This is a genomic window from Serratia symbiotica (assembly GCF_000821185.2).
GTDB classification, from domain to species: Bacteria; Pseudomonadota; Gammaproteobacteria; order Enterobacterales; family Enterobacteriaceae; genus Serratia; species Serratia symbiotica.
The window spans coordinates 48128-60690 of record NZ_CP050856.1; the positions used below are offsets into that span (position 1 = coordinate 48128).

Annotated in this window: 5 protein-coding genes; 4 read left to right on the top strand and 1 reads right to left on the bottom strand. The window is 56.0% G+C overall.

All coding sequences use genetic code 11. The features are described from left to right. The first annotated feature begins 19 nt into the window (after nt 1-19). From SYMBAF_RS16640 to SYMBAF_RS16650, 3 genes are read left to right on the top strand one after another with little or no spacing between them, the layout of a single operon-like run. Entirely contained in the window at nt 20-6043 is a 6024-nt protein-coding gene (locus SYMBAF_RS16640; protein WP_160289795.1) for a beta-ketoacyl synthase N-terminal-like domain-containing protein, read from the top strand. Further along, complete coding sequence (locus tag SYMBAF_RS16645) at nt 6040-7161, top strand: Gfo/Idh/MocA family oxidoreductase (protein WP_040265166.1); 1122 nt, start codon at nt 6040-6042, stop codon at nt 7159-7161. The genes SYMBAF_RS16640 and SYMBAF_RS16645 overlap by 4 nt, the downstream gene beginning before the upstream one ends. Further along, nucleotides 7148-9523 (top strand): alpha/beta fold hydrolase, encoded by a 2376-nt coding sequence (locus SYMBAF_RS16650; protein ID WP_052447751.1) that lies wholly within the window; start codon nt 7148-7150, stop codon nt 9521-9523. Before SYMBAF_RS16645 ends, SYMBAF_RS16650 begins: the two co-directional genes overlap by 14 nt. Here the strand turns inward: SYMBAF_RS16650 and SYMBAF_RS16655 are convergent. After that, the gene (locus tag SYMBAF_RS16655; protein ID WP_040265165.1) at nt 9453-10331 is read right to left on the bottom strand and encodes an AraC family transcriptional regulator; all 879 of its coding nucleotides are present in this window, start codon (nt 10329-10331) and stop codon (nt 9453-9455) included. The two genes, SYMBAF_RS16650 and SYMBAF_RS16655, sit on opposite strands and share 71 nt — an antisense overlap. 137 nt (nt 10332-10468) lie before the next feature. On the opposite strand from SYMBAF_RS16655, the gene SYMBAF_RS16660 reads away from it, so the two are divergent. After that, nucleotides 10469-12481 carry a TonB-dependent siderophore receptor gene (locus SYMBAF_RS16660; protein ID WP_040265163.1) on the top strand — a complete coding sequence of 671 codons (2013 nt, stop codon included), beginning with the start codon at nt 10469-10471 and terminating at the stop codon, nt 12479-12481. Nucleotides 12482-12563 lie beyond the last annotated feature (82 nt).

A 12563-nucleotide genomic window follows, 5' to 3' on the forward strand; every position in this document is an offset into this window, starting at 1 on the left:
ACCAGGATAAAAGATGAACATGATGACTGATTCCTTAGCAGAACATTATGGCGATACGTCTCCCATCGCCATCATTGGCGCGGGCTGCCGTTTCCCGCAGGCTAACTCGCTGTTTGAGTTCTGGCGGCGCATCGCCGATGGTGAAGAGTTGATCTCACGCTTTGATGCAGACGCACTGACCGCCGCTGGGGTCGATCCCGCATTGTTGCAACGACCGGACTATGTCCCTGCCGCTTCCATTATTGAAGACGCTGAGCGATTTGAGTGGCAGTTCTTTGGTTATTCGCGTCAGGAAGCCGAGAGCATCGATCCTCAGCAGCGACTGTTTTTGATGTGCGCCTGGGAAGCGCTGGAAATGGCGGGTTATCAACCGGGGGCACTTCAGGATCGCGTAGGCGTCATCGGCAGTTGTCGCATGAGCACATGGCAAACCGCTGACCCTGCCGACGCGCAGAATATCGTCAACCCTGCCACCTTCCAGAAGCTTATGGGCAACGATAAAGATTATCTGGCGACGCGCGTTGCTTACAAACTCGGTCTGCGAGGCCCGGCCTATACGGTACAAACAGCTTGCTCAAGCTCGTTGATTGCCACGCATCTGGCATGCGAAGCCATTGCCAGCGGTGAGGCCGATATGATGCTGGCAGGCGGTGCCAGCCTGAGCTTCCCGCAGCAGGCGGGTTACTTCCACCGCGAAGGGATGATCTTCTCGCGTGACGGACATTGCCGCCCATTCTCAGCGGAAGCTGACGGTACGTTGGTGGCTAATGGTGCCGGTGTCGTGCTGCTGAAGCGCCTCGATCGCGCGGTGCAGGATGGCGATGCGATTTTGGCGGTTATCCGCAGTACTGCAAGCAATAACGACGGCTGCGATAAAGCGGGTTTCACCGCCCCATCGCTGGCCGGACAACGAGAAGTGATTCAGGATGCGCTGGCGATGGCGGGCATCAGCGCAGATACCATCGGTTTGGTGGAGGCACACGGCACGGCCACGCCCTTAGGCGACCCGCTGGAGATTGCCGCGTTGACCGAAGCATGGGCGCCCGCGTCCCCTGCTACCGGCCAGGCCGCGATTGGCTCATTGAAGAGTAATCTCGGCCACCTGGATACCGCCGCTGGCGTGGGCAGTTTAATCAAGGCGAGCCTGGCATTGTGGCAGCAGCAAATCCCGCCGACGTTGCATTTCAGCTCACCCAATCCGGCGATTGATTTCAGCCGTACGCCGTTCCGCGTGCCCACCCACATTGAACCCTGGCCGCTGCCCCAAAATGGCTGGCATCGTGCAGCCGTAAGCGCTTTTGGTATTGGTGGCAGCAATGCCCATGCCATTTTGGAGGCCGCCCCCGCCCGCAGGGCAACGGCAACGCACGCCGAGGTCTATCCCCTGTTGCTTTCAGCGCGCACGCCTGCCGCATTGCGTGCATTGGCTCAGCAGCATGCTGCGCGTCTTAGCGATCGTGAACCCGGTTTCTGCACCCACGACTATGCAGCCACAGGGCTTTATCACCGCACGCTTTTCTCATGTCGCGTGCTGCTGCTGGCGAGCGATGCCGATGGTTGGTTAGCACAGTTGCTGGATCTGCTGGAGGAGACTGAAGACGCACCCCTGAACAAAGTATGGGTGGCGGATGCGCTGACGCTTTCTGATGATCAATATCAGCAGTGGGAACAACAGCTGATGACAGATTCTCCTGACTGGCAGTCGTTGTTTACGCGTGCAGAACGCCGCGCGCTATTGCCCGTCGCCCCGTTTGAAGGGGAAGTTTGCGATCCCCGTCGCCCTGGAATACAGGATGAAGCCTCGCGATGGGGCAGCTTAACAGCGGTGGGACATCGCAGTGCCGACACGCTGGGCGCGCAGTTGGATCTGAGCGTACTGGATGAGGAAACCCGCTGTATCAATGCCCTGCATTGTCATTACGTTAGTGCGCTATTTGAGCCACTTCCGCTGGAACAGTCGCTGGGTGATTGCACCGAGATCATAGCGCGGCTGCACATTCCGGCACGCTACACCGATCTGATGCAGCGCATGCTGTGCGATCTTACAGCGGCAGGCGTCATCAACCTCACCGTTGATGGCTATGCGCTTCGCCATCGCCCAGAAGTTGATGCTGAAAACTGGCTGATGCGCATGCGTGAGGTGGGTTATCACCATCTCGCAGCGTTGATTGCACGCACTGGGCCTGAGCTTGGCAGGATGTTACGCGGGGACGTCGATCCGGTTAGCGTCGTCTTTCCCGCTGCTGCCACCGATGATGTGGAGCATATGTATCAAGAACAGCCATGGTCACGCTATTTCAACAGTCTGGCGGCAGCGACACTGCAAAACTTTGCGGAAAACAGCGCCGTGCCAATCAGTGTGCTGGAGATTGGTGGAGGCACGGGCGGAACGACGCGGGATCTACTTGAGGCGTTGCCCACTGGCCGCTGCAAGCGCTACACCTTCACCGACGTTGGCACGCTGTTCTTACAAAAGGCGCAGGTTAAGTTCAGTGATTATGACTTCATGGAGTATCAGCCTTTTGACATGGAGCTTTCACCCGAAAGCCAGGGGCTCAGTCTTGGCCGTTATGATCTGATCGTGGCGGCCAATGTGCTGCATAACAGCGCCGATTTGCGCCAGTTGTTTCGCCGGCTCGCGCCGCTATTGAAGCCTGAAGGCATTTTCATGCTGCGTGAAATCACGGCGCCGAAAAAGCTGTTTGATTTCGTGTTTGGTGCATTGGTGCCGCCTATTGCCGACACGGCGCAGCGTCACGGTGAGCTGTTCGCGTCAGCAGAAGACTGGCAGGCAGCCCTAAACGAGGCTGGATTCACCCGCTTTGATGCCTTCCCGGGGCGTGACACACCGGCATTTGCGCTCGGTGAACAGATTCTTATGGCGCAACGTGCCCCTGAAGCCTCGTCTCTCCACGTTGACTCCACTGCCACACTCTCTTTAACCATTGAGCTGGCAGAGGGAGCGGAGTGGCAGGCTACCCATCTGTTACAAGCGGTGCAGCAGGCATTGCCTCGGCAATCGGGCCAGCAGCTCTGTGTCGGAGAGTGGTTATGCAATCCCGTGGGAGCCCCTTCACCGCTGACGCTGAGTGTGGTGCAACAGGGTGAACACCTCCACGTCCAGGCGGAAGGCATACCGTTGATGCAAGCGCGCTGGCGCCGCACGCGAACTCAGGCACCTGACTGCCTTGCCTTCCATAACCTGCTGCCACGCCCATGGCAACCGCAGGGTGGGCTGTGGCGCTGGCAATGGCAAACCGCAGTGTTAAGCGCACCGGCTGAAGGCCTACCTGAAACACTGAGCGTGCCGGATGAACCCGGTGCGCAGGACGGCTTTTATCAAACATTGCGCCATTGGCTGAAAGCGGCGACAGAAGAGAGTGTGCTGATTTTGGTGGCAGAACGGCTATTCGATGAGACCCATCAACACGCAGCCGACTGGCTGCCGGGTTTCCTTGCCGTGGCACGCCATGAATATCCACACTGTCGTCTCACGCTGGTTGAGGGGAATGCCACGCAGGCAGCTAAAGACGCGGCCTGTTTCGCAACGATGCCTGATCCGGTCTTACGCTGGCATGAGAATCGCTGGCAAAGCCAAAAATTGGTTAGCGTACCCTACGAACCCCTGTCACATCATGTCGTACAGGATACGCAGCTGTTTATTGGACTGACACCTACCGGGCTGGCGGTTGCCAGTCAACAGGTGGCAAACGGAGCGAAAAAGCTGCTTTTCCTGGTGCGTCGCGATCCACGTCCAGCGGAAGTGGCGCTGATGGCACACTGGCGAGCGTGTGGTGTTGAGGTGATCGTGGATACTGATGGTGATGTTGCTGATGGCGGGGCCTTTGATGCCGCGCTCCAGCGCATGGCACAGCACGGCCCCATAGATACGCTCTGGCATTTAGTCGGCAGCATAGACGACCGCCCTATCAGTGAACTGGACTGGTCTGCTTTGCAGTCGGTGTACCATCTGCGTGTCTCCACCGCACGGCGCCTGGCTGCGCATCAGGCCTTGCTCTCACCTGCCTGCACCGTTTATTTCTCTTCTGCTGCCAGCGTGATGGGTCCACGCGGCCAGGCCGCGCACGCCAGTGCTTGCTGGGCGCTGGAACAGTTGGCCAGCAAGCGTTGTGTCGCGGGTTATGACACCCTCGCCGTCGCTTGGGGGTTGTGGCAGGTCACTGAGTCGCTTTCACCTCAGCAACATGCTGCATTGGCACAGCGCGGCATGTTACCGCTGGCGACCGACGTAGCGATGAATCTGCTTGAGCAAGCTCGGGTCGCGCCTTGGCCAGCCGTGGCGGCGATGCAAGTGGATTGCGAGCGTTTGCAGCAATCGGGCATCAGTGCAGCCGATCGCGTGCAGTTTGCCGCACTGCTGTCTGATACTGACGCCACCCAACCTTCCGAGGCACCCACAACCACAGCTGACGATCTTGATTGTTATCTGCGTGGCGTGCTGGCTAAACAACTCAACTGTGCCGCCGATACCATTCACGACCACAGCAATCTGGTACAGCTTGGTCTCGATTCACTGCTGTTCCTTGATCTCAACGAAACCTTGGGCAGCGATCTCGGGATCAAACTCAACGCGGAAAGCGTACTGAAAGCGGGCACCGTGCTGGAGCTGAAACAGGCTATTCAGGCGGCAACAGTACCCGCCAAAGAAGATCAAAGCCTGCTGCGTCAGCGTCTGCAACAACTGGAGCGGCATCAGCCAGGTTGGCTTGATGCACGCGGCGACGTCATGCCACAGCCTGAAGGCACCGTGGCGTTAACACCCTTGCAGCGCGTGCGCTGGCAGCATTTTTCCACTCAGCCACAAATCCTCTATGTTGAGTACGACAAACCGGCAACCTTTCCACTGGAGGCCTTTATCGCGGGCTGGCAGCAATTAATCACGCGTCATTCGTGGCTACGCTGCTGTATCAATGCAAACGGTGAAATTGTTACCTCTGATGCCACGCAAACCCTTGATGTGTGTCGTCATGACTGGCGACATGAGACTGAGCAGGCATTGCACATCAAGTTGCAGGAGATGCGAGTGACAATGTCACGTGAGAAAATTGATCTTAGCCAGCCTCAACCACTGCAACTCGCCATTGTTCAAAGTGAAGCAGGCTATCGCATCGCGATTGCCATCAGCACCTTATTGATCGATATCGAGAGCTTCCGCGTACTGCTGCGTGAGCTGTATCAGTTCATCATTCATCCCGCGCAGCGCCAACCCGCGTTGGCGTTTACACCGCACAGCTATCAGCGGACGGTGCTGGCGCTGGCAGATACAACAGCTACGCCGTTGGCGATGACTCCCCCTTCATTGCCCTGGAAAAAAGGAGAGGCATCGGCTGCATTCGACATCTGGCGCGATGCTTTACCTGCTCAGCAGTGGTTAGCACTTAAGCAACAAGGTGACAATTTTGGCGTATCAGGCAGCGATATACTGCTGGCGGCTTGGGCCCTGACGCTGCGTGACTGGTTGCAACAACCCACTTTGCAATTACGTATGAATTACACCGACCGTCTGCCTTTGCATCCGCACAGTTCACAACTGGTGACGGATGCCAGTACCTTACTGCCGGTGACACTGACGCTGGTAGACCGCAGCAGCTTCCTGCAGCTGGCGGAAAGCGTCGGGCAACAGCGTCTGGAACACTTGCAACAGACTCTGCCGGGCAGTGAGTCAGAAGTGGTTTATCTGACCCAGTTACCGGTTGCTTTTACCAGCCTGCTCGGTGTTCGGCACGCCTATTCAATACCTGAAGTTTCAGACCCACTGCTCGGTATGCCTGATTATGAGTATGCGACTCAGGCCTGTACTCCGCTGCATTTACAGGCGCTGGAAGAAGAGAGTGCGCTGCTGTTCAACATCGATCAACAAATCGGTTGGTTACCGGACGCACTGGGCGAAATTGCGATGCTGACGTTACGCCAGTTGCTGGAGACGCTGGCATCGGGTGAAGATGCCTGGCATGCGCCACTGGATCAGCTGTTGCCGCCGGATAGCGATATCCTGACGCTGGTGCAGCAGGAGGTGCTATGAGTCTGAGACCTTCAGCAGTATTGTGTGGCACGCGCTTTGGCGAGCACTATCTGGCTGCGTTGGTTCACCCCGACTCCCCGCTGCGCCTGGCGGGGATTCTGGCGCGTGGCAGTGAGCGCTCTTGCTTGCTGGCAGAGAAATTCGGTGTGCCGCTGTGGCGCAGCATTGCAGAGATTGATACCTCGGTCACGGTTGGCTGCGTTGCCGTGCGGAGCCGTATGGTGGGTGGTGACGGCAGTGCGTTGGCGGAAGCGCTGTTGCGGCGTGGTTTGTGTATATTACAAGAACATCCGCTGCATCCCGGTGAGGCAGCAAGACTGCAAACGCTGGCGACACAACAGGGCGTGCGTTACCACATTAATAGTTTCTATCCGCAGCTGCCCGCGGCGCGACGCTTTATCAACTACGTACGTGCATGGCGCCAGCAGCAGACGTTGCAAATTATCGAAATCACCACCAGTTTGCAGCTGCTTTATTCGGCGCTGGATATTGTCGGCCATGCGCTGGGTACGCTGCAGGCTGGTAGCTTTGTGGCATCTCCCGCGCCTGGGCACCACGGCTGGCCAATGCGTCAGCTACAAGGCGTGATTGCGGGTATTCCCGTGTTGATTAACCTGCAGACTACCCTCGATCCGCGCGATCCTGATCATCACAGCCTGGTGATGCATCGCATCTCATGTGGCAACACCTCCGGCAACGTGTGCCTGACAGGCAGCTTCGGACCTGTGGTGTGGACGCATGCTATTTACGCACCGAATTATCATCAGGATGATGCGCAATCCTCTTGGCTGCTGTCTCCAGAGGTGCATCAGCAACGCCACTACAACCAACAGCCAGGTGCCCTGCTATTGGGATCGCCTCGTGGGCAAAGCCTCAATGAGCTGGTCGTGGATGCATTTCCTCGAGGCCTGCACTGCGCCTTTGCCGAGCTGCTCGATACTGAATCCCCCATCTGGCAGCAACCTCAGTGGTGGCGCGATCACGGTGCCTTATGGCTCGACATCATGCGTCAGATTGGTGAGCCAGTGACACAACACTTCACCGCGCCAGAGCGACCCGCACCCGATCCGGTGGTGTGGGCTGCTGAACTGAAGGAGGACGATCATGACAGCGTCTGATGATATTTACCGCGAACTGGGCACATTGCTGGAGCAGGCAGGTATTGCAGAACACGCGCTGTTTCTTAACTGGGGTTATCAGGAGCCAGGCACCCTCCCGTTAACGCCTGGTGAAAGTCAACGCCAACTGGTCCTGCAACTGGTGGGCGATACGCCCGTCAATGGACGTCAGGTGCTTGACGTGGGTTGTGGACGAGGCGGTGCGGCGGCCCTGATGCTGGAGTGCTTTAAACCCACAAGCGTGACCGGCATTGATCTCAGCTCTGGCAATATCGCATTTTGCCGTCAACGCTATCGCCATCCACGCCTGCGTTTTCGCGTAGCGGATGCCTGTTTACTTCCGCAGGCTGATGCCAGTGTTGATCTGCTACTGAATATCGAATCGTCTGGCGCTTATCAGCAACTCTCCGACTTCTGGCGAGAAGTCTGGCGCGTATTGAAACCGGGCGGCGACTTTCTCTATGCCGACCTGTTCACGGCTGAGAGTCTGAACGATGTGTTTACTGCGTTAACGTCACTGGGTTTTGAGATCACCTTGCAGCGATCCATTCGTCGTGAAGTGCTGGCAGCACGTCGTCAGAATGGTGACCGGTTAGTCCAGCGTTTACTGGATTCTCAGAGCAAAGGTTTGAGCGAGAAAACGCTGCGCGACTATTTTGCTCTGCCGGGTTCAGCGGTATTTGATGCGATGGAGAGTGGCCGGATTGAGTATTATTACGTGCGGCTGCATAAACCGCACGATGCCAAATCCGTTGGCCACTTACCGGCATCGCTTGAGACACGCTTGCATCAGCGTGTCGAACGACTCGCTGCTGCTGTTAAAGGCGAGGATAAGGTCTCAGGAACCGGTTATTTCCCACTGCAGACTCCCGATAGGGGCGCGGCGCTTAATCTGTTTGCGCTGCCGTATGCAGGCGGGGGGGCATCGATATACCGCGAGTGGGGACGTGATGCGCACTGGCCTGCTGACTGGCATTTCTGCGCTCTGCAATTGCCGGGACGCGAAAACCGCATTGATGAATCGGGCTGTCCGCATATGTCGGATCTGGTGGCGGCTTTAGCTGAACAGATTGCGCCCTTTGCCCATCTTCCGTGGGCGCTGGTGGGATGCAGTTTGGGATGTAAGATTGCCTATGAACTGGCGCATTGGTTTGCAGCACGTCATCAACCTCCACGGCTGCTGTTTCTGATGGCCTGTCCTGCGCCGCATATACCGATTACCCATCGATTGTCAGCACTGGATGACGCCCAATTCGCGAAGGAAGTTGAGCGTTTGGGTGGCACACCGGAAGCGGTGATGCGCGATCCAGAGATGATGCGCACCGTCGGTAAAGCCCTGCGTGCAGATTGTGCGCTGGCGGAGAATTATGTGGCGCCCCAACGGTTACCCCTGTCAATTCCGGCGCTGCTGGTGCAAGCCGAGGATGACGCCCTCGTCAGCACAGAGCAAATCGCCGCCTGGCAGCAGCACTTTGACGCTCCGGTGAGCGTGAAGACCCTGCGCGGCGGCCACTTTTTCCTGAGGCAGCATCGTGTATCGCTTGAGCAACGACTGGTGGCTGCGCTTATTCCCGCACTGAATCCGCCGAAGGTGAAAACGTGGTTTCCTTTTGGTGCCCCCACCAAAGCGGGGTCGGTGATCTGTTTGCACCACGCGGGTGGCAGTGCAGCAAGCTGGCGTGAATGGCTGCACCCTGCACGACAAGCCGGGCTGGAATTTTGTCCCGTTGAGTTGCCGGGACACGGCAGTCGCTATGCTGAGGATTGCATCAATGAACTAGAGGATCTGCTTGATCAGCTTGCCATTCTGATCTCGCAGGCTCCCCATCCGGTCACATTAATGGGACATAGCCTCGGCGCATTAATTGCGTTCACGCTGGCACAACGTTTGCCGGCTGAGTGGATAAACGGTGTCATTGTTTCAGCGCGTCGTCCACCGCAGCATGCTACACCTGCGCCGTGGCGTCATGAGATGTCAGATGATGCGCTGATTACCGAACTGAACTCGTTGGGCGGCACGCCCGACAGTGTGATGGCGCAACCGGAACTGCTAAAGTTGTTTGTACCCATCCTGCGCGCTGATTTCAGGCTGACCGAGCGCTATTTGCTTGATGACTATGCGCATCAGCGGCAATTACCTTTGATGATTTTGGGCGGAGCACAGGATCGAGAAGTCCCGGCCAGTGAGTTAGCCGCCTGGCGCAAATGGGGAAATAGGCATAGTGAGTATCATATGATGGAAGGCGATCATTTTTTCCTTCACCAACATCAAGCTTCCATTCTGCCACTCCTCACACGCTGGCTTGCTGGCGGCGATAGCGACCGGGCGAAAGCCCATGCTGACGCTGAAAGAATCGACTGAGATGACTGGCATGTGAGAAACCACACTGGACAGCAATGTCATCTAGCGACATTGCTGTCTCGACCAGCAGTTTTTGTGCCCTCTCAAGCCGACACTGAATAACAAAGTTCCACGGAGTAATGCCAAACATCACGCGAAATCCTCGTTTGAGCAGAATCGGTGTCAACCCGGAAGCCCTCGCCACGGCATCAAGATTCAATGGCTCCTGTTGCTGTTGCCGTATGTATTCCCTCGCTTTAATTAACTTTTGTCGATCACGCGCAAACAGAGGAACACTTCGCGATGGCAGGGTTTGCTGTAACTGCAACTCACACACGCTCAGCCACAATGCCTGTAACAATAAGCTTTCCAACCGCAGTGCACCCAGTGGGCTATGATTGCGACTCGCCTGCTGTATCTGCTGTCGTAATAACTTCAATTCGGAAGGTATGGCAGTGCTAAAGATGGCACTTGGCTGATCGACCAGCATAATTCCTGCGTCTATCAGCGCCTGAATATAACGCACAGGATAATCAATGATGCAGAGATCGTAAAAACAGTGGCGCGGAAAGAAATCTTCACCCTGGCATGGCGCCTGAGAGCAAGAAACCAGCAAGCTACCGGGCTGAAAAGTGCGGAGTGGTTCCCCTTCCAGGACGTAATGTCCTGCACCTTCAACAACTAATATCAGTGACAAATGGGCTTCGCTTGCACCGCGTAGCATAACATCTTGCTGCAAGGTAGTTTCTACCGTGGTGAGGATCATGTCGCCTACCGATTGACGATGAATGCCAGCTTGTTCCATCGCATCGGCGTGCGTCTTTTCCATTGCAAATCCTTTTATTTGATAATGATTTTTATTTACCTTTATCGTGCAATTTTACACCGTTATGTGCAACACCTTTTTATCGTCTTGTCGTACCCTCGGAGCTCACAGCTCACAGCACCTCAGGGATATTAATAACTATGCAACTGAATCGTATTACAAAAGTTATGGCTGTTAGTTTGCTCCTGACGCAATACGCGTCGGCTGCAGATAACAATGACGAGACATTGATTGTTTCCGCCAGCAAACAATCTGCTACTGCCGCCTCTAGCCGCAATGTCTCTTACGCTAAAGCGGATGAAAGCGCTCTGACGGATGCACACGTCACCCGTACTGACCAGCTGAGCCGTGTTCTTCCTGGCCTGCAAATGGGGAACAGTGGGAGCTTGATTTTCCAGTCTGTTTCACTGCGCGGGATATCATCTGCGCAGGATTTCTATAATCCGGCCGTGACGTTCTATGTCGATGGGGTGCCGCAACTTTCGACCTTTGCCATGCAACCATTAATGGATGTAGAGAGCGTGGAGATGCTGCGTGGACCTCAAGGCACGCTGTATGGCAAAAGTGCACAGGGCGGCATTATTAATATTGTGACCCATCAGCCTGACAGCCCACCGCGTGGCTCCGTAGAGGCGGGCTATGCAAGCCGCGATGGTTATCACACCAAGTTCAATGCCAGTGGTCCCATTCAGGATGGTTTACTTTACGGCAGTGTCACTCTGCTACGTGAAGTTGATCAGGGCGCGATGACTAACCCCGATACCGGTAGCGATCATCTGGGTGGATCGCGCACGAATGCCGGTAATGTGCGTTTGCGCCTTGCCCCTGATAATCAGCCATGGGAAGCGAGCGTTGATATCACTGAGGAGTGTACACATGCCACTCAGGATACGTATGTGCCCTTCGATAAAGTCAAAAGTCGCACGTTAGATATCAGCGCTGGCGGCGGCGATCCTTATTTACGTCGTTGTACCCACAGCCAGGCATTGAGCGGCCGCTATACCACTGATAACTGGATTTTCAGTCTGGTGAGTGCCTGGCAGCAACAGAATTACGATCGCCAGTTCCCTTACGGTTTTTACAGCGCCAGCTTGCCAGAAAGATGGAATCAGAATGTGCAGGAACTGCGCGCTGCCACGCGGGGCAATGAAACGGTAGATATGGTGTTTGGGCTGTATCGACAGGATACGCGGGAGTCGCTCGACTCTTCGTACAGCTATGGTGCGATACCTTTGACTGCGACCCGCTCAAATAATCAGGCGGAGACATTGGCTGCCTATAGTGATCTGACCTGGCATGTCACCTCACAGTTTGATTTGGGGGCTGGGCTGCGCTTCTCACACGACCGGGCTGAAACCCGCTACAGCGGGAACGCATTGGGCACACCATGGGGTGATAACAACACAACACGAGACGATCAGGTCTTAGGCCAGGTTTCCGCGGGTTATCAGTTCACGGATGCCTGGCGCGTCTACACGCGCATTGCCCAGGGTTACAAGCCCGCGGGCTTCTCGATCACCCCGACAGCGGGTGTGGCGGCAGAACCTTACAGCGCGGAGAAATCGATTAACTATGAAATTGGTAGCCGTTATGAGTACAACGATTTGTCGTTGAACGGTGCGGTGTTCTACACCCATACCAAAGATATGCAACTCTATTCTGGACCTGTGGGTTATCAGACGCTAAGCAATGCGGGCAGTGCCGATGCCAGCGGTGTGGAATTAGGTGCACGTTGGAACTTTACGCCGGGCTGGGCATGGGAAATTAACGGGAACTATGTCCATTCTGAATTCAGTGATGACAGTGTGACCTACGCTAATAAACGCGTCCCCTTTGTGCCAGAATTCGCGGGCGGCACCAGCATAGTAGGCAATATTGAAACCGCATGGGGCGCTCTGATGCCTCGCGCAGGCGTCAACCTGACGGGACCGCAATACTTTGACGGGGACAACACCTTGAAACAAGGCAGCTACACCACGGCCGATCTCAGCCTTGGGTGGCAAGCAACGGACCGTGTAACCGTAACAGCCTATCTCAATAACATGTTTGACCGCCGCTATCGCACCTATGGCTTCCTGAATGGCACCTCCGCTTATGCTCAGGTAAACAATGGCCGTACTGCGGGGCTGGATGTACGTGTAGCGCTGTTTTGATGCATTCCTCGCGAATCTGTAACGGATGATCAATGGCTCTGTCGCATTAGAGACATGAAGTTGTCCAAAGTTGCGTTGTTGG

Coding starts and splice junctions, on each gene's coding strand:
- SYMBAF_RS16640 (WP_160289795.1), top strand. CDS start 20: ATGATGACTGATTCCTTAGCAGAACATTATGGCGATACGTCTCCCATC.
- SYMBAF_RS16645 (WP_040265166.1), top strand. CDS start 6,040: ATGAGTCTGAGACCTTCAGCAGTATTGTGTGGCACGCGCTTTGGCGAG.
- SYMBAF_RS16650 (WP_052447751.1), top strand. CDS start 7,148: ATGACAGCGTCTGATGATATTTACCGCGAACTGGGCACATTGCTGGAG.
- SYMBAF_RS16655 (WP_040265165.1), bottom strand. CDS start 10,331: ATGGAAAAGACGCACGCCGATGCGATGGAACAAGCTGGCATTCATCGT.
- SYMBAF_RS16660 (WP_040265163.1), top strand. CDS start 10,469: ATGCAACTGAATCGTATTACAAAAGTTATGGCTGTTAGTTTGCTCCTG.